Source organism: Halalkalibacter oceani (assembly GCF_023715605.1).
Taxonomy (GTDB): Bacteria; Bacillota; Bacilli; order Bacillales; family Bacillaceae_D; genus Halalkalibacter; species Halalkalibacter oceani.
The window spans coordinates 240,561-262,143 of the sequence record NZ_JAMBOL010000001.1; the positions used below are offsets into that span (position 1 = coordinate 240,561).

Annotated in this window: 18 protein-coding genes, 1 other RNA gene and 1 other annotated feature; of the genes, 16 read left to right on the forward strand and 3 right to left on the reverse strand. The window is 48.6% G+C overall.

Going from position 1 to position 21,583, the window contains the following annotated elements; genetic code table 11:
- Positions 1-173 precede the first annotated feature (173 nt).
- The 11 genes from secD to aspS all read left to right on the forward strand — a co-directional run bounded on the left by secD (position 174) and on the right by aspS (position 13,690).
- The gene (gene secD, locus M3202_RS01195) at positions 174-1,481 is read left to right on the forward strand and encodes a protein translocase subunit SecD (RefSeq protein ID WP_251221546.1); all 1,308 of its coding nucleotides are present in this window, start codon (positions 174-176) and stop codon (positions 1,479-1,481) included.
- Positions 1,471-2,418, forward strand: a complete 948-nt coding sequence (gene secF, locus M3202_RS01200; protein ID WP_251221547.1) for a protein translocase subunit SecF — start codon at positions 1,471-1,473, stop codon at positions 2,416-2,418. The genes secD and secF overlap by 11 nt, the downstream gene beginning before the upstream one ends.
- A gap of 96 nt (positions 2,419-2,514) precedes the next feature.
- Complete coding sequence (locus M3202_RS01205) at positions 2,515-3,465, forward strand: cation diffusion facilitator family transporter (RefSeq protein ID WP_251221548.1); 951 nt, start codon at positions 2,515-2,517, stop codon at positions 3,463-3,465.
- Positions 3,466-3,483: 18 nt separating this feature from the next.
- Complete coding sequence (locus M3202_RS01210) at positions 3,484-3,837, forward strand: LapA family protein (protein WP_251221549.1); 354 nt, start codon at positions 3,484-3,486, stop codon at positions 3,835-3,837.
- Between the two features lie 114 nt (positions 3,838-3,951).
- Entirely contained in the window at positions 3,952-6,300 is a 2,349-nt protein-coding gene (gene recJ / locus M3202_RS01215) for a single-stranded-DNA-specific exonuclease RecJ (protein WP_251221550.1), read from the forward strand.
- A gap of 83 nt (positions 6,301-6,383) precedes the next feature.
- Positions 6,384-6,899: an adenine phosphoribosyltransferase gene (locus tag M3202_RS01220; RefSeq protein ID WP_251221551.1), complete on the forward strand. Its 516-nt coding sequence runs from the start codon at positions 6,384-6,386 to the stop codon at positions 6,897-6,899.
- A gap of 226 nt (positions 6,900-7,125) precedes the next feature.
- Positions 7,126-9,312 carry a RelA/SpoT family protein gene (locus M3202_RS01225; protein WP_251221552.1) on the forward strand — a complete coding sequence of 729 codons (2,187 nt, stop codon included), beginning with the start codon at positions 7,126-7,128 and terminating at the stop codon, positions 9,310-9,312.
- 21 nt (positions 9,313-9,333) lie between these two features.
- Entirely contained in the window at positions 9,334-9,774 is a 441-nt protein-coding gene (gene dtd, locus M3202_RS01230) for a D-aminoacyl-tRNA deacylase (RefSeq protein WP_251221553.1), read from the forward strand.
- Between the two features lie 162 nt (positions 9,775-9,936).
- A complete protein-coding gene (locus M3202_RS01235; protein ID WP_251221554.1) occupies positions 9,937-10,113 on the forward strand; it encodes a hypothetical protein in 177 nt (58 codons plus the stop codon).
- Between the two features lie 54 nt (positions 10,114-10,167).
- Positions 10,168-10,390: a binding site (T-box leader), on the forward strand.
- 230 nt (positions 10,391-10,620) lie between these two features.
- Positions 10,621-11,901 (forward strand): histidine--tRNA ligase, encoded by a 1,281-nt coding sequence (hisS, locus tag M3202_RS01240; RefSeq protein WP_251221555.1) that lies wholly within the window; start codon positions 10,621-10,623, stop codon positions 11,899-11,901.
- Position 11,902: 1 nt separating this feature from the next.
- Complete coding sequence (gene aspS / locus M3202_RS01245; RefSeq protein WP_251221556.1) at positions 11,903-13,690, forward strand: aspartate--tRNA ligase; 1,788 nt, start codon at positions 11,903-11,905, stop codon at positions 13,688-13,690.
- Between the two features lie 34 nt (positions 13,691-13,724).
- On the opposite strand, the gene M3202_RS01250 is transcribed toward aspS, so the two are convergent.
- Positions 13,725-14,030 (reverse strand): hypothetical protein, encoded by a 306-nt coding sequence (locus M3202_RS01250; RefSeq protein WP_251221557.1) that lies wholly within the window; start codon positions 14,028-14,030, stop codon positions 13,725-13,727.
- A 147-nt stretch (positions 14,031-14,177) separates the two neighbouring features.
- Between M3202_RS01250 and ssrS the strand changes: the two genes are divergently transcribed.
- Both ssrS and M3202_RS01260 read left to right on the forward strand, forming a co-directional pair.
- A non-coding RNA gene (gene ssrS / locus M3202_RS01255) (6S RNA) lies at positions 14,178-14,356 on the forward strand.
- Between the two features lie 726 nt (positions 14,357-15,082).
- Positions 15,083-15,844, forward strand: a complete 762-nt coding sequence (locus M3202_RS01260) for a tRNA threonylcarbamoyladenosine dehydratase (protein ID WP_251221558.1) — start codon at positions 15,083-15,085, stop codon at positions 15,842-15,844.
- 78 nt (positions 15,845-15,922) lie between these two features.
- On the opposite strand, the gene M3202_RS01265 is transcribed toward M3202_RS01260, so the two are convergent.
- On the reverse strand, positions 15,923-16,546 hold the full coding sequence (locus M3202_RS01265) for an RsfA family transcriptional regulator (RefSeq protein ID WP_251221559.1): 624 nt from the start codon (positions 16,544-16,546) through the stop codon (positions 15,923-15,925).
- Between the two features lie 307 nt (positions 16,547-16,853).
- Here M3202_RS01265 and M3202_RS01270 point away from each other — a divergent pair, with 307 nt between their 5' ends.
- Complete coding sequence (locus M3202_RS01270; RefSeq protein ID WP_251221560.1) at positions 16,854-17,624, forward strand: SDR family NAD(P)-dependent oxidoreductase; 771 nt, start codon at positions 16,854-16,856, stop codon at positions 17,622-17,624.
- A 500-nt stretch (positions 17,625-18,124) separates the two neighbouring features.
- Here the strand turns inward: M3202_RS01270 and M3202_RS01275 are convergent, their stop codons facing one another.
- Positions 18,125-19,393: a replication-associated recombination protein A gene (locus M3202_RS01275; protein ID WP_251221561.1), complete on the reverse strand. Its 1,269-nt coding sequence runs from the start codon at positions 19,391-19,393 to the stop codon at positions 18,125-18,127.
- A gap of 322 nt (positions 19,394-19,715) precedes the next feature.
- Here M3202_RS01275 and cymR point away from each other — a divergent pair, with 322 nt between their 5' ends.
- Both cymR and M3202_RS01285 read left to right on the forward strand, forming a co-directional pair.
- Positions 19,716-20,135, forward strand: coding sequence for a cysteine metabolism transcriptional regulator CymR (gene cymR, locus M3202_RS01280; protein ID WP_251195010.1), 420 nt, complete (start codon positions 19,716-19,718; stop codon positions 20,133-20,135).
- 280 nt (positions 20,136-20,415) lie between these two features.
- A complete protein-coding gene (locus tag M3202_RS01285; RefSeq protein ID WP_251221562.1) occupies positions 20,416-21,576 on the forward strand; it encodes a cysteine desulfurase family protein in 1,161 nt (386 codons plus the stop codon).
- Positions 21,577-21,583: the final 7 nt, after the last annotated feature.

Genomic DNA, 21,583 nt, shown 5'->3' on the forward strand with positions numbered 1-21,583 from the left:
ATTTTCAAAATGTTAGTGAGAAAATTGACTGGTATTTCATTAAAAAGCTATAATGGCTCTATTGTATATTTGATGTTTATTGCCATTATGATGCTTTGCAGTTGGTAAGACCTGCTGCCAGCCGGGCATGAAGGCGGCCGGCGGCGGGGATATGAAGGAGGCAGAAAAGGAACATGGTTAAAAAAGGGCGGATTGTCGCTTTTTTTGTGATTGTCGCGATTCTTGCTGGAATTATCGGGCAAACAGCGATGGGAATTACAAAAGAAATTAAACTGGGACTCGATCTTCAAGGCGGATTTGAGATCCTTTATCAAGTAAAGCCTGCCGAGGATACGGGGGAAGAGATTACCGATGAAACGTTGCGGGCGACGGTAAGTGCGCTCAATCAACGGGTCAATGTACTCGGGGTATCGGAGCCTAATATTCGTATCGAGGGCGATGACCGGATTCGCGTCCAGCTCGCCGGTGTAGAAGATCAGCAAACGGCGCGGGAACTGTTGGCGACGGAAGCGGATTTAACGATTCGTGACGTTCATGATAATGTGCTCGTTGATGGAAGCGATTTGCGCCAAAACGGGGCGAGCGCCTCTTTCCGTGCGGATACAAATGAGCCGATTGTTTCCTTAACGCTTGCCGATGCGAGAAAGATGGAGGAAATTACGCGTGAGATGCTGTCACGTCCGTCCTCAGAAAATCTGCTTGTCATCTGGCTTGATTTTGAAGAGGGTGTCGACTCCTATGCAAATGAAGTCGGCAAGCCGGATCCGAAATATTTATCAGCCGCTGTCGTGCAAGAAGTCATTCCTTCAAATACAGCGACGATTTCGGGGAGCTTTACCGTGGAAGAGACGCAGTTTCTGGCCGAGGTGCTGAATGCTGGTTCGCTTCCGGTGCAGCTTGAAGAGCTTTACAATAATTCCGTCGGTGCATCCTTAGGTGAGCAGGCGATGGAAAAGACCGTTTTTGCCGGCTTTATCGGTATTGCTTTAATTTTTGTTTACATGCTGTTTTATTACCGCTTTATGGGTATGATCGCCATTATCACATTGTCAACCTACATTTATCTCGTTCTGCTTATCTTTAATTGGATGAATGCAGTTTTAACGCTCCCTGGTATTGCCGCGTTAATTCTCGGAGTCGGGATGGCAGTCGATGCCAATATTATTACGTATGAACGGGTAAAAGAAGAGATCCGAGCCGGGAAGTCGATCATGTCTGCCTTTAAGGCGGGAAGCCGACGTTCCTTATCGACGATTCTTGATGCCAATATTACAACGATTTTGGCGGCGGCTGTTCTATTCTCTTATGGGACAAGCTCGGTACAGGGCTTTGCCGTTATGCTGATTGTCAGTATTTTGACAAGCTTTGTTACAGCGGTATATGGCTCAAGGGTGCTGCTCGGTCTATGGGTGAACAGCCGTGCTTTAAATAAAAAGTACCGCTTGTTTGGTGTAAAGGAAGGTGAAATAAATGAGCTTTAATTTCCAAGAAAAAGACATCGACTTTGTAAAACATCGGAAAAAGTTTTTTATTTTTTCTTCCGCTTCTACACTTATTGGCTTGATTTTGTTGTTAACAATGGGACTGAATCTTGGAATTGATTTCCTGAGCGGTTCGCGTGTAGAGGTGCCGGTAGCTTCTCCAGAGACTGTAACAGCAGAGCAGATTACCGAGGAATTTGCCAGTATCGGCGATGGGTATGTACCGGATGACATTACATTTGCCGATAATAATCAGATTGCCAGTGTCGGGTTTATTGGTGTGCTCGGTCCTGATGAAATTTCAGAGATCCAATCTCATTTTCTGGAAACGACCGGCTCGGAGCCGAGTGTCAGCACCGTCTCGCCTACGGTTGGACAGGAGCTGGCGCGCAACGCCTTGATCGCGGTGCTTATCGCTTCGGTCGGGATCGTTATTTATGTGACGATTCGCTTTGAATTGTTGTACGGAATCGCGGCGATTGTTGCCTTGCTGCATGACGCCTTTTTCATTATTGCCATTTTCAGTTTGCTGCAAATCGAGGTAAATGTCCCGTTTATTGCCGCTGTGCTGACGATTGTCGGTTATTCCATTAACGATACGATTGTTACCTTTGACCGGATTCGGGAAAACATGAAGCTTGCGAAACGGGTGAAAGGATTCGATGATTTGGCGGCGATTGTCAACAAAAGCTTAATACAGACGCTGGCCCGGTCAATCAACACCGTTCTTACCGTCGTGTTTGCCGCTGCGGCCATCTTTATTTTCGGTGGGGAAGCGATTCGCTCGTTTGCGTTGGCGCTATTAATCGGTCTTGTCGCCGGAACCTATTCTTCGATGTTCCTTGCTTCGCAGCTATGGCTGATTTGGAAATCAAAACAGCTTGCGAAAAAGAAATTTCAAACAGCAAAGCAGCCTGAAAGCGAACCGACTGTGTAAAGCTTGAAGGGGTGTGCCAAAGGAGATGTTTCTCCTTTTGGCACGCCTTTTTTGCCGTTTCGTGCATATAAAAAAGGTGAATGACGGGTGTAAATAATGGTAAACTTAAAAGGACAGCATTCATCAAATAACAACAAAGTGGGTGTTGAAGTGACGGAAGCAGATGTACGTTATCGAAAGGTCCGTTTTGCCGCCTGGGTCGGGATTGTCGGCAATGTCATTCTGGCAATCATCAAAGCCGTAGTCGGCATTATGGCAAACAGCCGTGCTTTAATCGCCGATGCTGTTCACTCAGCCTCCGACGTCGTCGGCTCGGTCGTCGTGCTGATCGGAGTACGGGCAGCGAAATTACCTCCCGATCAGGATCATCCGTACGGACACGGGAAAGCAGAATCTGTTGCTGCAATCATTGTCTCCGTGCTGCTGTTTTTAGTCGGATTTGAAATTGCTTTAAGCGCGGGACGGTCGTTCTTTGAACCGGTAGAAGTGCCGAAAGTGCTGGCGATTTACGCAGTGCTCTTTTCTATTTTTGCAAAAGAGCTGATGTTTCGTTATAAATATCATTTGGGTAAAACGTATAAAAGCGATGCGTTAATGACGGATGCCTGGCATCATCGCTCAGATGTCTTTTCCTCGATTGCGGCTTTAATCGGTATCGGAGCTGCTTTGCTCGGAGACTATTTGCAAATCTCCTGGCTCGTTTACGGGGATGCGGCAGCGAGTGCCTTTGTCGCTTTTTTAATTGGAAAGATGGCCTGGAGCCTCGGCAAGCAGTCGATTCATAACGCGCTGGACCATGTGCTTCATGAAGAAGATACGGTCGAGATGAAGCGTGCCGCCAGCAACGTAGACGGCGTGCTGAATATTGATGAATTTTTCGCGCGGGAGCACGGCCACTACGTCATTATTGATATTAAGGTCGCTGTAAACCCTGACATCTCGGTCGAAGAAGGTCATACCATCGGCAAGAAAGTGAAAGAGCGTCTGCTTGAGGAAAAGTATGTACAGGATGTCCTTGTTCATATTAATCCATATAAAGAGAAATAAGAAGGGAGGAGCAGGTTGATGAAAGGACAAACAGGACTTATTTTTGGGTTGCTTGCTGCTATTATTATTGCGGTGTTTGCGGTGATTAATGTTGATGGAGTGAGAGTCAATTACTTGTTTGGAACAGCAGAATGGCCGCTCATTCTTGTGATTTTAGGCTCTGTTTTTATGGGGGCGATTATTGCCGGCGCGTTAGGAATGGTACGGATTTACCGTTTGCAGGCTGAATTGCGCCGCTTGCGGGCAGGGACAGCAAATGAAGCGCTCAGCGAAGAGCAGACGGACGAGATATCGGCGGCGAAAGAGAAGCATGAGTTTCCGGAAGAAACGCCAAAAACGCGGGCCCAATTCAGAAAAGAATCGAATCAGTAAATGTCTCTTGCTGCTGGCGCCCGGCGCCCCGCCAACGCAGCAGCAAGAGATGAGTTTGTGATTGTCACCCCTAGATTGCTCCTGTATAATGGGAAGGTCGAGGGGTGTTATTTTATGTTAAAGCCTAAGGCTAGATGGAAAATAAAAGAGCAACATTCAGATCAAATTGATGAGCTCGTCGAACAGTTACACATATCGCCGTTAGTCGCGACACTATTGGTTCATCGCGGCTTGGAGACGGTTGACACGGCAAAGCGTTTTCTTTTTAAAGAGGAAATGAGCTACCATGATCCTTTTTTGCTTAATGGGATGGAGCAGGCTGTGACACGGATCAAGGCGGCGATTGCCGATAAAGAGAAAATCCTTATTTTTGGTGACTATGATGCCGATGGTGTGAGCAGCACAGCGCTCATGTACAACGCGCTCGTGTCATTGTCAGCGAAGGTCGATTACTACATACCAAATCGCTTCACAGAAGGATATGGTCCTAATGAGCCGGCGATCAGACGGGCGAAAGAGGATGGCTACGGGTTGATTGTCACGGTTGATACCGGAATTGCCGCAGTACAGGTGGCTGAGGTCGCCAAGGAAATCGGTCTTGACTTCATTATTACCGACCACCATGAAGCGCCTCCCATTCTCCCCGACGCCTATGCGATCGTCAACCCAAAAAAGCCGGGCTGTCCATACCCGTTTAAAGGGCTGGCCGGAGTCGGTGTCGCCTTTAAGGTTGCCCATGCGCTGCTCGGACGGCTGCCGGCTGAATGGCTTGATATTGCCGTGATCGGCACGATTGCCGACCTTGTGCCGCTTGTTGATGAAAACCGGCTGCTTGTCATGGAAGGGCTACATGCGTTGCAGGCAACCGATAAGCCGGGATTAGTCGCGTTAAAGAAAAAATGCAGCATTCAGGACCAGGTTCAGGCTGATCATGTCGGCTTCGGGATCGGTCCGCGGATTAACGCCGCCGGCCGGCTCGAATCCGCTGATCCGGCTGTCGAGCTGCTTTTGACGGCAAGTGAAGAAGAAGCGGAGCTGTTGGCGACGGAAATCGACGGCTTGAACCGCGAGCGACAGACCGTTGTCGCCTCGATTACAGAGGAAGCGATTGCCGTCGTTGAACGGCAATTCCCGCCTGAGGATAATGATGTCTTGATCATTGCCGGCGAGGGCTGGAACGCCGGAGTGATCGGCATCGTCGCTTCCCGGTTGGTCGAGCGCTTTTACCGGCCGACGATCGTCCTCAGCCTTGATTCGGAGAAAGGGCTGGCTAAGGGGTCGGCTCGCAGCATTGTCGGTTTTGATATGTTCAAAGAGCTTTCGAAAAGCCGCGACATTTTGCCTCACTTTGGCGGGCATCCAATGGCGGCCGGCTTGACGATGAAAATAGAGGATGTCGATACGCTGCGTACCCGCCTTTGCGCCCAAGCGAAAGAGGTGCTCTCGCCGGATGACTTCAAGCCGCTGACGACGATTGATATCGTCGCGGCCATAGAAGACATTTCCGTCCCGGTCATTCAGCAGCTGGAAAAGCTCGCCCCGTTCGGTGTCGCTAACCCGAAGCCGAAGGTGCTCCTTGAGGATGTGCACATTCAGGAAATGAGAAGAATCGGCGCCGAGGCGAACCATTTAAAAATCAGCTTTGCCCAGCGTGGCGCTCAGCTGGAAGCAATCGGCTTTCAATGTGGTTACTTGCACGATGAGATGACCAACCAGGCGAAGGTGTCGGCCGTTGGTACGCTGTCTGTCAATGAGTGGAACGGTCATGTGAAGCCGCAGCTCGTGCTGGAGGATATCGCGATAAAAGACTGGCAGCTCTTCGATTGGCGCAGTGTTCAGAAGGAGAGACTGGCGGATAAGCTGAAGACACTTCCGGCTGACAGGAGGATTCTTGCGGCGTTTAAGCGTGACACACCGTCAAAGCTCAGACTGATCGGAGAAGACGTGTATAATGCAATGGACGGTTCCTTGCCTGCTTGCGGCGAGCGCTTTCTCGTCCTGCTTGACGTCCCGCAAACACCGGAGCAGCTTAGACAGCTGCTTATCCAGCATGGGAAGCCGAGCCGGATTTATACCGTTTTCTTTCAGGACAGTGATTCATTCTTTACAACCCAGCCGAATCGTGAGCAATTTAAATGGTATTATGCTTTTCTCGCCAAACGGAAAACGTTCGATGTAACGAAGCATAGTCAGGAGCTCGCCGGCTATAAAGGCTGGTCGAAGCATACGATTGACTTTATGACAAAGGTGTTTACGGAGCTCGGGTTTGTTACGGTAACGGACGGGATTGTTTCTGTCGCAGCAAATCCGGAGAAGAAAAGTTTGGAAGCATCGGAGACGTTCAGACAGAAGCAGGAAGAGGCCGAGATTGAAAATGAGCTTGTTTATTCTTCCTATGAAGAGCTGAGACAGTGGTTTTCAGAGGCATTGGCGCAAGTGAAGGAAGAGAGCGTAGTCTTATAATCGAGCAGAGCGATGAACGGCTTTGAACGAGATACGCAAGAAGAACTGACCCGAAAAAGAAGAGAAGCAAGGAGACGGTATAGATGGATTTCAAACAACATATTACGATTGTAGAAGATTATCCGAAGGAAGGAATCCGCTTTAAGGATATTACGACCTTAATGCAAAATGGCCCGGTCTATAAAGCGGCGATTGACGAAATGGCTGCATTTGCCCGCGACAAGCAGGTCGATGTGATCGTCGGACCCGAAGCGCGCGGCTTTGTCGTCGGCTGTCCCATGGCCGTCGCGCTTGAAGTTGGCTTCGTTCCTGTCCGCAAAGCCGGCAAGCTGCCGCGTGATGTAATTTCCGTTGATTACGGACTTGAATACGGCAAAGACCAGTTAACGATTCACGCCGATGCGATTCAAAAAGGACAGCGCGTGCTGATTACCGATGATTTGCTGGCAACGGGTGGAACAATTGAAGCGACGATCAACCTTGTTGAACAGCTTGGCGGGATCGTTGTCGGGATTGTCTTTTTGATTGAACTCGGCTATCTTGATGGAAGACAGCGTCTGGATAAGTACGATGTGTATTCGTTAATGACGTTTCAGTAAGGCCGAAGCAGGAATATAATTTTTTTTCAAGGTTGTCTTTCAAGGTTGCGGTTTAACCTGGCGGGACAGCCTTTTTCTGATGGCCGGATCAAGATAAACAGACGAGCTTGCTAGAATTTGGCTGAATTAGCATGTCTCTCTCGACAATTTTCGTTCTTTCCCCTTTACATACAGCGAAAACTTACCCATAATATAAGGAAATATTGAATCGTAAATAGGTGATTCCATGACGATAGATCAAGTGTTGGAGAAAGCGAGTCTTTACTTAAATGATGAAGATGTCGCTTTTTTACGAAAGGCTTATGAATATGCGGAAAAGGCCCATGAAGGACAATACCGGAAATCGGGAGAGCCTTATATTTTGCACCCGATCCAGGTGGCGGGCATCATTGTCGGGCTTGAGCTCGATCCGAATACGGTAGCGGCAGCCTTTCTTCATGATGTCGTAGAAGATACAGACGTCACGATCGCAGAAATTACAGAGTGCTTTAATGACCAGGTTGCGATGCTCGTTGATGGCGTAACCAAATTGAAGAAGTTTAAATATAAATCCAAAGAAGAGCAGCAGGCGGAAAATCATCGGAAAATGCTGATTGCGATGGCGAAGGATATCCGCGTCATCCTAATTAAACTGGCGGACAGACTGCACAATATGAGAACGCTGAAGTTCATGCCGCCTGAAAAACAGCGTGTCACCTCGAATGAAACGCTGGAAATATTCGCACCGCTCGCCCATCGTCTCGGGATTTCAACGATCAAATGGGAATTGGAGGATATCGCTCTGCGCTATCTTGATCCCCAGCAATATTACCGGATTGTCAATTTAATGAAGCGCAAACGGGCCGAGCGCGAGGAATATTTATCAGGAGTAATGGAGACGATCTCGAATCATTTGGCAGATGTCCATGTCGAAGCGGAATTGTCCGGGCGTCCGAAGCATATTTACAGCATCTATCGGAAAATGGTATTGCAAAACAAGCAGTTTAATGAAATCTATGACCTGCTCGCTGTGCGAATTATCGTCAAAAGCATCAAGGACTGCTATGCCGTTTTAGGGGTAATTCATACGTGCTGGAAGCCGATGCCTGGCCGGTTTAAAGACTATATTGCGATGCCGAAGGCCAATATGTATCAATCGCTGCACACGACCGTTGTCGGCCCTCACGGCGATCCGCTTGAGGTACAAATACGGACGGAAGAGATGCACCGCATCGCCGAGTTCGGGGTCGCGGCGCATTGGGCTTACAAGGAAGGCAAAACGGTATCGCCCAATAAAAACACATTTGAGGACAAGCTGAGCTGGTTTCGCGATGTGATCGAGCAGACCGAGACGAATGATGCCCAGGAATTTATGGAATCACTCAAGCTCGATCTCTTTTCGGATATGGTTTTCGTCTTTTCCCCAAAAGGGGATGTCGTCGAACTGCCGGCCGGCTCTGTTCCGCTTGATTTCGCCTACCGCATTCACAGCGAAATCGGCAACCGTTGCATCGGCGCCAAGGTGAACGGAAAAATGGTTCCGCTCGACCATAAGCTGAAGACGGGTGATATCGTTGAAATTTTGACATCTAAGCATTCCTACGGACCAAGTCAGGATTGGCTGAAAATTACGAAATCATCGCATGCGAAAAATAAAATAAAGCAATGGTTTAAAAAAGAACGCAGAGAAGAGAATGTAGAAAAAGGCCGGGAGATGATCGAAAAGGAAATCAAAGCGCTTGATTTTGAGCCGAAGGAGGTGCTGACCGCCGAAGCGATTCAAGAGGTGGCAAACAAATTCAGCTTTGCCGGCGAGGAAGATATGTTTGCGGCGGTCGGCTACGGCGGCATCAGCGTCAAGCAAATTGTTAACCGCCTGACGGAGAAGCTCCGCAAGCAGCTTGACCAGGAGCAGGATGACCAGTCGCTGGCCGAAGCATTATCGGATGTGCAAACGACGTACCGACCGAAGAAAAAAGTCAACTCGGGCGTCACCGTAAAAGGGGTCGATAATCTTCTGATTCGGCTGTCCCGCTGCTGTACGCCCGTACCCGGTGATGACATTATCGGGTACATTACGAAAGGGCGAGGTGTTTCCATTCATCGCGCTGACTGTCCGAACGTGCAACATGAGGATGTAAAAGGCCGTCTGCTCCCGGTCGAGTGGGAAGGAACGTCTGAACAAAACAAGTCCTATAATGTGGATATTGAGATTACAGGCTACGACCGTAACGGTCTTTTAAATGAAGTGCTTCACGCAGTGACGGATTCGCGCACGATTATCAATGCAGTTTCCGGGCGTTCCGATCACCGGCAGAAGCTGGCGATGATTCATATGTCGATATCCATTCGTAATATTGATCATCTTCATAAAGTCGTCGAGAAGATTAAGCAGCTTCAGGATATTTATTCCGTACGGCGCGTGATGCATTAATGGAATGAGAGGATTGGTAAGATGAAAGTTGTGCTGCAACGGACGAAGCAGGCCTCTGTCGAAGTAAACAATGAAGTGGTCGGGAAAATAGAGGCCGGGCTGACTTTGCTCGTTGGGATCACCCACGAAGATACGAATGCGGATGCCGATTATTTAGCGGAGAAAATTGCGCATTTGCGGATTTTTGAAGATGAAAACGGGAAAATGAATCATTCTATTCTGGAAGCGGGCGGACAAATTTTGTCGGTATCTCAATTTACGCTGTACGGCGATTGCCGGAAAGGAAGAAGACCTAACTTCATGGAAGCGGCCAAACCGGACCAGGCTGAGCCGCTTTATCAGTATTTCAACAATGCGCTTAAGTCACGCGGGCTTCATGTCGAAACGGGAAGCTTCGGAGCGATGATGAATGTCGCGCTCGTCAATGACGGCCCGGTTACGTTGATTCTCGAAAGCAGATAAATACGAAGCTGCTGAAAAAGTGCGATTTTCATTTTCTCGAGTTACGAAAAAGGAAGTTATTCAGTGGCCTCATAATTACGCACCTTTCGTCTATTCTCCATGTAAGATTTTTGCTGTTATTGGCCATGATAATAGAAAAAGTCAAGGAGAGGGTGAATAGACGTGCGAGCGAATCACCGTCAACAAATGCATGCCAATCAGAAGCATGCGATTTTTTCTATTGATTATCACAGCTTTCTTGATAAAGAACAACAGGCCAGTCATATCGAACTGGCAAATGAATTCGGATTATCATTACGGGAGGTACAGCTTCTTAAAAAGAAATTGAACCGCAATTAAGCTATTGACAGCGATCCCGAACATCCGTATGATTGGTATGAACTTATATGTAAAACCATTCCGAGGACAAGGCATGTCGTTAAGAGAACAGGTAGTAAAGAGAGGAGAGGCCGTGGCTGAAAGCCTTCCCTATCTGCTTAGTGATGAACACCTTTGAGGAGTTTTTCTGAACGGAAACTAGTAGGAAAAGACGTAGACAGGCGTTAACTGTGTAAAGCGGGAGCGATTATTTGGCTCCAATTAGGGTGGCACCACGGGTATAACTCTCGTCCCTGATGATTAATCATCAGGGATGGGAGTTTTTTTAGCTTTATAAGAAAAGCCGCTGCGCGGTTTTCTTATAAAGTATAAAGTATGCGGGTTAAATCGAAGAAGAGCGACGGCTCCACGCGTTACATGCTGGACGAAACGAAACCCGCTTTTCGTCCAGCACAACCCCATGTAACGGCTTCGCACGTCGCTTCTTAAGAAAAGCCGCTGCGCGGTTTTCTTAAAAGGAGGAAGGCAATGAGCATTCAAATTCCACGGGGAACCCAGGATATTCTCCCCGGTGAAGTAGAAATTTGGCAGCATATTGAGGCGACGGCCAAGGAAGTGTGTCGTCAGTATAATTATCACGAAATCCGCACGCCGATCTTTGAACATACTGATTTATTTCAGCGTGGAGTCGGTGATACGACTGATATTGTGCAAAAAGAGATGTACACATTTGAGGATCGTGGTGGACGGAGCATTACATTGCGTCCTGAAGGGACAGCCGCAGTCGTCCGTTCCTATGTTGAGAAGAAGCTTTACGGCCAGGCGAATCAGCCGACGAAGCTCTTTTACCAAGGACCGATGTTTCGCTATGAGCGGCCACAGGCCGGACGGATGAGACAATTTGTCCAGTTTGGCGTCGAGGCGCTTGGAAGTGCTGATCCGGCGATTGATGCTGAGGTGCTGGCGCTTGTGATGAGCATTTACGCCAAGCTTGGGTTAAAGAACGTCAAGCTTGTCATTAACAGCCTTGGTGATAAAGAAAGCCGTCAGGCACACCGCCAGGCACTCGTTGATCATTTCAAGCCGAGCATAGCGGAATTTTGCAGTGACTGCCAGGAACGGTTGGAGAAAAACCCTCTTCGCATCCTGGACTGTAAAAAGGACCGCGAACATCCGCTGATGGGGACGGCACCATCGATTCTTGATTACTTAAATGAAGAATCACAAAGCTATTTTACCCAGGTGAAAGCGTATCTTGATGCGCTCGATATTCCGTATGTCGTTGACCCGACTCTCGTCCGTGGTCTTGATTATTACTACCATACAGCATTTGAAGTGATGATCGACGGCGAGGGCTTCGGCGCGATTACGACAATTTGCGGTGGCGGACGCTATACGGGGCTTGTCGAGGATATCGGCGGACCGTCGACACCGGGAATCGGCTTTGCGTTCAGTATCGAGCGTGTCATTATGGCCTTAAAGGCGCAGAAAGTTCCGTTGCCTGTCAGCACGGAGCTTGACTGTTACGTCGTTTCTTTAGGAGAAAAAGCAAAGGCAAAAGCGGTTGAACTGCTCTATCAGCTGCGCGCTGCCGGCATTTCCAGCGACAAAGATTACCTCGACAAAAAAATGAAAGCCCAGCTGAAGGCTGCTGATCGGCTAAACGCTCGTTATACGGCGATTCTCGGCGATGATGAGCTGGAGAAAGGCTTGATTGTTGTCAAGCAGATGGAATCAGGTGAACAAGAGGAAGTCGAACTCGAATCCTTTATTCAATATATGAAACAGCATACACAGGGAGGCAATTAAGATGATTGGAAGAACACATCATTGTGGCGAGCTTCGCCCCGAGCATGTAGGTGAAAAGGTTCAGCTGAAAGGCTGGGTTCAGACGAGACGCGATTTAGGCCAGGTGATTTTTCTTGATGTTCGTGACCGTTCCGGCATTGTCCAGGTCGTGTTCAGTCCGGAAGTGGACAAGGGCGCCCTTGAGACGGCCGAGCGAATTCGCAGCGAGTATGTCATTGATATTGAAGGCACCGTTGTAGAGCGTGATCCTAATACAGTCAATGAGAAAATCGAAACAGGGACGATTGAAGTTCAGGCTCATAAGGTGGACATTCTCAATGCCGCTAAAGCGCTCCCGTTTCAAATTGAAGCGGATACGGAGGCTTCAGAGGATGTCCGCTTAAAATACCGTTATCTCGACCTGCGTCGTCCTGACATGCAGGAGACATTCAAGCTGCGTCATAAGGCAACGAAACTGATCCGTGACTTCCTGGACGAAGCTGCTTTTATGGAAATCGAAACGCCGATGCTGACGAAGAGCACGCCTGAAGGAGCGCGTGATTATTTAGTGCCAAGCCGGGTTCATCACGGCAAGTTTTACGCATTGCCGCAATCTCCGCAACTGTTCAAGCAATTGCTGATGGTTTCCGGGTTTGAACGTTATTATCAAATTGTCCGCTGCTTCCGCGATGAAGATTTGCGCGCCGACCGTCAGCCGGAGTTTACTCAGGTTGATATTGAGACATCCTTCATGGACAAAGAAGATTTGCTGGCGATGACAGAGCAGATGATGGCCCGCATTCTTAAGGAAACAAAGAATGTCGAGCTGACATTGCCATTCCCGCGTTTAACATATGAAGAAGCGATGAACCGTTTTGGCTCGGACAAGCCTGATCTGCGCTTTGATATGGAACTTGTTGAGTTGTCAGAGATCGTCAAGGATTCTCCGTTTAAAGTATTCCAAGGGGCGCTTGCTGCCGGTGGAATCGTAAAAGGCCTTAATCTGAAAGGGGGAGCAGACAAGCTGTCCCGTAAAGAGATTGATGCGTTAACAGATTTCGTGAAACAATATGGAGCAAAAGGTCTTGCCTGGCTCAAGGTCGAAGAAGACGGCCTGAAAGGACCGATTGCCAAGTTTTTTGAAGGCGAGCTTGAACAGGCTTTGCGTGAGGCGATGGGAGCCGAACCGGGAGATCTTTTATTCTTCGGGGCAGATAAAAAGCAGGTTGTGTTTGACAGCTTAGGCGCTCTCCGCTTAAAATTCGGCAAGCAGTTTGATTTAATTGATTCATCGCAATTCAATTTCCTCTGGGTCGTTGATTTCCCATTGGTCGAATATGATGAAGAAGCGAAACGCTATGTCGCCCTGCATCATCCGTTCACAAGTCCGAAGAAAGAGGATCTCGAGCTGCTGGCGAGCGATCCAGACAGCGTACGTGCGGACGCTTACGATTTAGTGTTAAACGGCTATGAGCTTGGTGGAGGTTCCCAGCGGATTTATAAGCGTGACATTCAGGAGCAAATGTTTCATGCGCTCGGTTTCTCAAAGGAGGAAGCGCAGGAGCAATTCGGCTTCCTTCTAAATGCTTTTGAATACGGAACACCACCGCATGGCGGAATAGCACTCGGTCTCGACCGATTGATTATGCTGCTTGCCGGTCGGACGAATTTACGTGACACGATTGCTTTCCCGAAAACAGCAAGCGCGAGCTGTCTTTTAACAGAGGCGCCGGGAGAAGTAAGCGTTGAACAACTGATTGACTTGAATTTATCTGTCATCGGTCAAAAAGCTGAAAAGGTCAATGTGTAAGTAAAAGGAAAAAAGGCTGGGCACCCGGGCTGCATTAACGCAGCTCAGGTCGCTCAGCCTTTAATTGTTGATAAGCTTGAACGAGCTGTTTCGGCTCTTCTTTAATATAAAAGGTGCGCACGCCCTGGCTTGTATGCAAATAGAGAAAGCCGAATGCGTCTTTGTCCGGTTTTTTGCGGAATGAAATATCAAATACGGAGGTCAGGGGGAACGTATCATTTTTGACGGTGATCTGATCCTCAAATAGCTTCATATCAAAAGATGTCTCAACAATGCGTTTTTCTGTCCAGCCAATTTCCTGGCGGACTTCAATGCAGCGCTGAACGGCAAGAAGAGTCATAAGGTCACCAGTTTCCTTTCTTAAACATATAGGCTATCTATCACTTTACCACAGGAATGAAAATCGTCCAAATGATTCATTTGTGGAAAATTCTGAAATTATATTGACAGAGTGTTAAGATCTTGCTAAGATATCATTAAATCGGTAAGAGTCCTGAGATGTACGTGAAGACTGACTGTTTTGAGCCAACACTTTTTGAACGGGAGCCACCGTTGAGTACTGGATTACATGCCTTGTCTGCAAGGACGTAAAAAGGTAAGCACATGGCACCCACCTGCCGACGCAGGTTCAAAGCTAAAGGATCAAACGGCATTTTCGGGATTCTTACTCTACATAGGAATGGTGCGGAAGATGCCTCAAAAGCGTTTGAAACCTTTTGAGGCATCTTCTTTGTGTAAGAAGGAAGGGACATAAGTATTTCAACTATGAATATCCGAACAAGAGGCTGTGACAAAAGGTTGTTTTTTTTACCTTTTGTCACAGCCTTTAAGCAATGAGCGGTACCGCCACGATCTTTTAAAGGCCGTTGTGAGTGGGTTTCTCACAACGGCCTTGTGGCGTGTGAAGCCATTGCCAGTAGATCCAAAGCTAGTTTTGTCTCAAGCTCATCAGACAAAACGGCTTTGAGACTTGATTTTCCGGAGATAGTCCTGTCGGTGTGGTATTCCTCCAGTGCCACGTTGGTCAGTTTTTTTCAGATTCATGGCAGCAAAAACAAGCATCGTCTGCATGGAATTTTTTTCGTGTCCTTCAGGATCGTCCAACGCATCCTGCCATGTGGCGTTGGACCACTTATATGATAAAAAAACTGAATACCTGTCTTTATTTGGTCCCACTAAAAAAAGCGGACGGGATGGGAGGGTCGACTCCTGCAGGAGGGAAGGGCAGGTTGAAATCCACCGGCTTGCCGGTTAGTTCAACGAGCGACAGCAGGTCGATCTGCTGTCGATTGTTCGGTTGCCAAATGCCAAGGCAGCCTTGCGCTTCCGCATTTTGCTGTGGTATAGTCATTTTCGATAAACGTTTGCTAGTGAGACGGAAGGAGTAATGACATGCTACATCAGTTTTCTCGAAATGAATTGGCTATCGGCCATGACGGGCTGGAGGTGCTGAAAGGAAGCACGGTAGCCGTGCTCGGCATTGGAGGGGTCGGGTCTTTCTCGGCGGAAGCTTTAGCCCGCTCAGGCGTAGGCCGCCTCGTCCTTGTCGATAAGGATGATGTTGATATTACAAATGTGAACAGGCAAATACACGCGCTGCTTTCCACGGTCGGCCGTCCGAAGGTTGAATTAATGGAAGAGCGTATTAAAGATATCAACCCCGATTGTGAAGTGATCGCCTTAAAGATGTTTTACACAGAGGAGACGTATCAGCAGTTTTTTGAGTATGGACTTGATTATGTAATCGATGCGAGTGATACGATTTCTTATAAGATTCACTTAATGAAACAATGTCTCGAACGAAACATTCCGATTATTTCCAGTATGGGAGCGGCGAATAAAATGGATCCGACCCGACTGCGAATTGCAGATATTTCTAAAACGAGCTATGATCCGATTGCGAAGGTCATTCGGACGAAGCTGAGGAAAGACGGGATTCGCAAAGGAATTGAGGTTGTCTTTTCCGACGAGCAGCCGATCAAGATTAGAGAGGACATCCGCAAGGAAATTGTGCCGGAAGCGGCTGAACAAGGCCCGATCCGTAAAGCGAAGATGCCACCTTCCTCCAACGCGTTCGTTCCGTCTGTCGCCGGGCTTATTATGGCAGGTCATGTGATTACCCGCCTTCTGGACGGGATTGAGATTAACCGCTAAAGCAAAAAAACAGCAGGTTCGTTCTGCGCACGAGCCTCGGCCGGCATGGCGCAGACTTACTTGCTGTTCTAAAGAAAATTATTTTGCCACTCTTTCCAGATTACCGTTCTTATCCATTTTGAACGTGGAAGCCGGTAACCCTTCTTCCTCCTCAAGCAGGGCCATTCTTCTTGCCCGATTCATAATTTGAATAAGAGATTGATAATCCTCTTCAATAATACTACTATCCTGTTTCATTTTCTGAAGCTCTTTTTCCAGCTCCTGATTCCGTTCCTGCAGCTTCTCATTCTCCTGCTGCAAACGTTCAATTTTTTTCTGCAGGGCAGCCGTTTCCTGATTGGTGTGGGTCAGCGTCTGCAAGTAATCAATCACTTTCTCGAGCGACATCTCGCTATCTAGTGAACCGGCCGGTTGGGATGGGGGCGCAGGGTTCCACATCGTCCGCACAGGCGGATAATAAGAAAAGGAAGCGGCCCGTTTCCGTTCTTTTCTTTCCTTTTTCGCTTCTGCGATCTCTTTTATATAGCGATTTCGAACGACCGCATTCCAGCGGAATCCGCAAGCGGCCGACGTCCGGTTTAATTCATCTCCCACTTCATCAAATGCGCGCAGCTGTGTGCTTCCTTCCCGAATATGGGTCAAAACGGTTTCAGCAAGCAATACATCATCTTCATGCGACCAGGCATCTTGTCTAACTTTCATTCTGTTCATCTCCTTTTTTTATCACTAAAAACGTCTTGCTACAAATCATTTCCAGAAATCCTTTGTTTTATACAAGGATGATAGAGCTCGAACCAATGTGGAAACATTTCGCTTGGTTTTAAAAGCAACTATCCGAAGTCGTTGTCGGTTGTGTCCTGATTCACACTAGTATTCTCGAAAAGCCGCAAAAGTGAAATAAGCGCATACATGCGGCTCGTGCTGCGTTTTTCTATCATTCTCTCAGGGAGGAAATTTGGCGATTGATGGAGAAGCTAGTAGATGACTGAATGAAATGGAGGAAAAGAAGATGGTACTTAGTAGCTTTGATTTAACGAACAAAGTGGCGATTGTGACGGGCAGCGGCTCGGGAATTGGAAAAACGATTGCCCTCGGGCTGGCGGAAAGCGGTGCCAGCATCGTCGTCACGGAATTGCCGGGCAAGGAGGAAGCGGCGCGGGAAACCGCTGCTGAAATTGAAAAACTCGGACAGCAGGCGCTCGTTGCGACGCTTGATGTAACAAAGCTTGAGACAATTCGCCAAATGGTCAGCGAAGCGGAAGCTCATTTTGGTCGGATTGATATTCTCGTCAACAATGCCGGCATTATTATCCGCAAGCCTTCGCTCGAAGTCACGGAAGAGGACTGGGATAAAGTCCACGATGTGAATTTAAAAGGTACCTTCTTTACGAGCCAGGAGGTCGCTAAGGTGATGAAGGAGCATGGAGGCGGGAAGATCGTCAATATCGCTTCGATTAATGGAGTCGTCGGCTTTTATGAGCGGGCGGCTTATTGCTCAAGCAAGGCCGGCATCGTCAACTTGACGCGAGTGCTGGCGATCGATTGGGCGGAGTACGGCATAAACGTCAATGCCGTCGGTCCGAACTATTTGCTGACGCCATTGACGGAAAAGCTGTTTTCCAATGATGAATTTCGTGAGGATGTCTTATACCGGACACCAATTAAGCGAATTGGCACCCCGGAAGACGTCGTCGGAGCGGTCGTCTACCTCGCCAGCCCCGCCTCTAATTTCGTAACAGGCCACACCGTGATGGTCGACGGCGGCTGGACGGCTTGGTAAGGAAGAGGGGATACCCCTCTTCAGTAAGCGGTGTGCGAAGTCTCGCAAAACGCAGCTGGGTCAAACGTATTTTCTATAGGACTATTCCGAACAAATGAAAAGAGAGGGGAATCCGTCGCTCCTGAAATAGACTTCGCTTTCCGCGGGAAGCTGGTGAGCCTCCTCGGGCTACCGCCCTGTGGGGTCTCACCGTTGCTTTTTGAGTCTCCGTCTATTTCATCCGCTCGACATTCAGGTAAATACAGTAGTTGCATTTTTCGTATGGTTTTCCGGGTACATGGCAGCAAAACCAAGCATCGCCTGCATGGAATTTGTTTCGAGGACAGTTCTGACCCACACTCGGATTGGAGCTGTACTCACGGGAGCGGGTTCGAAGCTCAGGATCGTGACAAATCCTTCTACCAAAAAAGCCTGTCGACCGTCTCGCTTTTGCGAGACTTTGTCGACAGGCTGAAAGGTGTGCCGCAGTGGCACATCTTTTTTTGGTTGGGAGGCTAAACTTATCGCTTTTGCAGGCGCTCGTAAACGTCGGCGAGCGTTTGTTCAAATTTGCTCGTCTGCTTCGGTTCATAGTAGCGGGCTTGTTTTAACACGGAAGGCAAGTATTGCTGCTCGACCCAGCCGTGCTCGTAATCATGCGGGTATTTGTAGGTCTGGCCGCGGCCGAGCTGCTTTGCCCCTTGGTAATGCGCATCCTGCAAATGCTTTGGCACGTCGCCGATTTTTCCTTTGCGGATATCGGCAAGTGCGGCATCAATAGCAACATAGGCCGAGTTTGATTTAGGTGACAGGCAAAGCTCGACCACAGCGTTCGCAAGCGGGATCCGGGCTTCGGGCAAGCCAAGCCGTTCAGCCGCTTCGATCGCGGCGAGCGTCCGGGCGCCGGCCTGAGGACTGGCGAGGCCAACATCTTCATACGCAATGACAAGCAATCTGCGGCCAATGCTGATCAAGTCGCCGGCTTCAAGCAGTCGTCCTAAATAATGGAGAGCGGCATTGACGTCGCTTCCTCTGATCGACTTTTGAAAAGCAGAAAGCACATCATAATGGGCGTCTCCATCTTTATCATGCTGAAAGCTCTTTTTTTGAATGCTCGCTTCAGCGGTTTTCAGTGTGATGTTCTTCATTCCGTCAGCATCCGGATACGTGGAGAGGACGGCAAGCTCAAGGGCGTTCAAAGCTGAACGAACGTCACCCCCGCATGCCTCAGCAAGATGGCGGATGGCCTCATCGGCAATCGACACCTTTTCTTTTCCAAGTCCGCGCTCCTCGTCCTTTAATGCCCGTCGAAGGGCAAGCTCAATATCCTCCACCTTCAGGCGCTCAAGCTCAAAAATTTGACAGCGGCTGCGGATCGCCGGGTTGATCGAATGGAATGGATTTGCGGTCGTCGCACCGATCAGGATGATCAGCCCCTTCTCAAGATGCGGCAGGAGAAAGTCCTGCTTTGCTTTATCTAAACGATGAACTTCATCTAAAATCAAAATGAGCTGACCGTGCATTTTCGCTTCAGCGACGGCGATTTCCATATCCTTTTTATTATTAACGACCGCGTTGAGCATTTTTGCCGGCGTACCCGTTGAACCGGAAATCGCATGGGCGATTGACGTCTTTCCGATTCCTGGCGGGCCATATAAAATCATCGAAGAGAGCCGGTCCGCATCGACCATCCGTTTCAGGAGTTGGCCTTCCCCGATCAGATGCCTTTGGCCGATCAGATCTTCAATTTTTTGAGGACGCATTCTGTAGGCGAGCGGTTGTCGCTTCATGCAAATTCCTCCTTCTTTTTTGCGGATTTGTCCTACCCACAAGTGTAATCGAACTGTTGGGAAAAGCCAACTATTCGGATTCATTTTCCGTTCAACTATAAACGTTGTGTTTTTTCGTGCTATAATAGCAAAGACTTAGTATCGTATGAGATGGAAGATGAACGGTAAGAGGAGGAGTACTTCGGGATGCAGAGAGCTGCCGCCCGGAGGATTCTGTAAGGCAGAAGCGGCTTCTTTGCTTTGGGATTGGCGTCCGTGGTAGGATATACTCTGCGCCAATGCCATAACTTAGTTGACTTTATCATAGAAAGAGGGACAAGACATGAAAATTTCAACGAAGGGACGTTACGGTCTCACCATTATGATGGCATTAGCAAAAAAATCAGGTGAAGGACCTGTCTCGTTAAAATCGATTGCCAAGGAATATGATCTTTCCGAGCATTATTTAGAGCAATTAATTGCGCCATTGCGCAATGCGATGCTTGTAAAAAGCGTTCGTGGTGCTTACGGAGGATACATGCTGGCGAAAGACGCGAAAGAAATTACGGCGGGAGATATTATCCGCGTACTCGAAGGGCCGATCAGCCCGGTTGAGGTATTGGATGATGAGGAACCGGCGAAGCGCAACCTCTGGATCAAAATCCGTGACGCCGTAAAAGACGTACTCGACCACACAACCCTCCACGACCTCGCAACCTACGAAGACGACGGCGAACAAGAATACTATATGTTTTATATTTAAGGAGCTGTCGCAGACAGCTCCGAAGCAGCGAGCGTAGTCTGCGCAAAGGTTGTAAAGCAAGAAGGGAACGCTTTTCTCCCTTCATGCGTGCGCAGAGCGAAGCCGCTGCAATATAAAAAGGCTGTCGCAGACAGCTCCGAAGCAGCGAGCGTAGTCTGCGCAAAGGTTGTAAAGCAAGAAGGGAACGCTTTTCTCCCTTCATGCGTGCGCAGGACGAAGCCGCTGCAATATAAAAAAGCTGTCGCAGACAGCTCGAGAACAATAAAGAAGGTGAATAAAGGTGGAAATGGTGTATGTGGACCATGCCGCTACGTCTCCGCTTCATCCTGAAGTGCTTGACGCGATGCTGCCGTATTTGCAATCGAATTATGGGAATCCGTCAAGCATTCATCAGCGTGGCAGACAGGCGCGTCAGGGGCTTGATCAGGCCCGGGCTCAAATAGCCGCCGCTCTTGCAGTTAAGGAGCAGACGCTCGTGTTCACAAGTGGAGGAACGGAAGCCGATAACATGGCTATTCTTGGCTATGCGCTTGAACATGCCGACAAAGGCAAGCATATCATTACTTCACAGATTGAGCATCATGCCGTCCTGCATGCCTGTAAAGAGCTGGAAGAACGCGGCTATGACGTGACGTACGTCAAGGTTGATGAATACGGACAGGTGAACCCGAAGGATATCGAAGCGGCTTTGCGTGATGACACAATCCTTGTGACAATTATGTATGGCAACAATGAAGTCGGTACAGTCCAGCCAATCGTGGAAATTGGGGAACTGCTCAAGGATCACCAGGCTGTTTTTCATACAGATGCGGTACAAGCCTGCGGCGCGCTCGAAGTAAAGATCGCAGAGCTACCTGTTGATATGCTTTCGATTTCAGCTCATAAACTGAATGGCCCGAAAGGAATCGGCCTGCTTTATATAAAGAACGGACTTACGTTACGTCCGTTGCTCTATGGCGGGGAGCAGGAACGGAAACGCCGGGCCGGCACGGAAAATGTCGCCTCGATCGTCGGCTTTGCCAAAGCATTGCAGATTTCCAATGCTACCATCAAAGAACGGCACGACAAGTATCAGCGTTTTACCCATACACTGCTTGATACGTGGACGGAAAAACAAGTTGATTTTTATGTGAACGGCCATCAGACGGAGCGCTTGCCGCATATTGTCAACATTAGCTTCCCTGGCGTTAATCTTGAATCGTTATTGATGAATTTGGATATGGCCGGCATTTCCGCCTCAAGCGGCTCAGCATGTACGGCCGGTTCGGTTGAGGCGTCCCACGTTCTTGTCGCGATGTTCGGTGAGAATAGCGAGAGATCGCAGGCGGCGGTGCGCTTTAGCTTCGGCTTTGACAATACAGAAGAGCAAATCAAGTATGTTGCCGAGGAGACCGCAAAAATAGTAAATCGATTAAAACAGCAGCAGGAGTTTATCAGCTAGAGACAAA

Excerpts from the sequence above, each read along its gene's own strand:
- hisS (WP_251221555.1), top strand. The coding sequence starts at position 10,621 with ATGAGCATTCAAATTCCACGGGGAACCCAGGATATTCTCCCCGGTGAA.
- M3202_RS01260 (WP_251221558.1), top strand. The coding sequence starts at position 15,083 with ATGCTACATCAGTTTTCTCGAAATGAATTGGCTATCGGCCATGACGGG.
- aspS (WP_251221556.1), top strand. The coding sequence starts at position 11,903 with ATGATTGGAAGAACACATCATTGTGGCGAGCTTCGCCCCGAGCATGTA.
- M3202_RS01205 (WP_251221548.1), top strand. The coding sequence starts at position 2,515 with ATGGTAAACTTAAAAGGACAGCATTCATCAAATAACAACAAAGTGGGT.
- cymR (WP_251195010.1), top strand. The coding sequence starts at position 19,716 with ATGAAAATTTCAACGAAGGGACGTTACGGTCTCACCATTATGATGGCA.
- secF (WP_251221547.1), top strand. The coding sequence starts at position 1,471 with ATGAGCTTTAATTTCCAAGAAAAAGACATCGACTTTGTAAAACATCGG.
- M3202_RS01265 (WP_251221559.1), bottom strand. The coding sequence starts at position 16,546 with ATGAAAGTTAGACAAGATGCCTGGTCGCATGAAGATGATGTATTGCTT.
- M3202_RS01250 (WP_251221557.1), bottom strand. The coding sequence starts at position 14,030 with ATGACTCTTCTTGCCGTTCAGCGCTGCATTGAAGTCCGCCAGGAAATT.
- M3202_RS01225 (WP_251221552.1), top strand. The coding sequence starts at position 7,126 with ATGACGATAGATCAAGTGTTGGAGAAAGCGAGTCTTTACTTAAATGAT.
- M3202_RS01275 (WP_251221561.1), bottom strand. The coding sequence starts at position 19,393 with ATGAAGCGACAACCGCTCGCCTACAGAATGCGTCCTCAAAAAATTGAA.
- secD (WP_251221546.1), top strand. The coding sequence starts at position 174 with ATGGTTAAAAAAGGGCGGATTGTCGCTTTTTTTGTGATTGTCGCGATT.
- M3202_RS01220 (WP_251221551.1), top strand. The coding sequence starts at position 6,384 with ATGGATTTCAAACAACATATTACGATTGTAGAAGATTATCCGAAGGAA.
- recJ (WP_251221550.1), top strand. The coding sequence starts at position 3,952 with ATGTTAAAGCCTAAGGCTAGATGGAAAATAAAAGAGCAACATTCAGAT.
- M3202_RS01270 (WP_251221560.1), top strand. The coding sequence starts at position 16,854 with ATGGTACTTAGTAGCTTTGATTTAACGAACAAAGTGGCGATTGTGACG.
- dtd (WP_251221553.1), top strand. The coding sequence starts at position 9,334 with ATGAAAGTTGTGCTGCAACGGACGAAGCAGGCCTCTGTCGAAGTAAAC.
- M3202_RS01210 (WP_251221549.1), top strand. The coding sequence starts at position 3,484 with ATGAAAGGACAAACAGGACTTATTTTTGGGTTGCTTGCTGCTATTATT.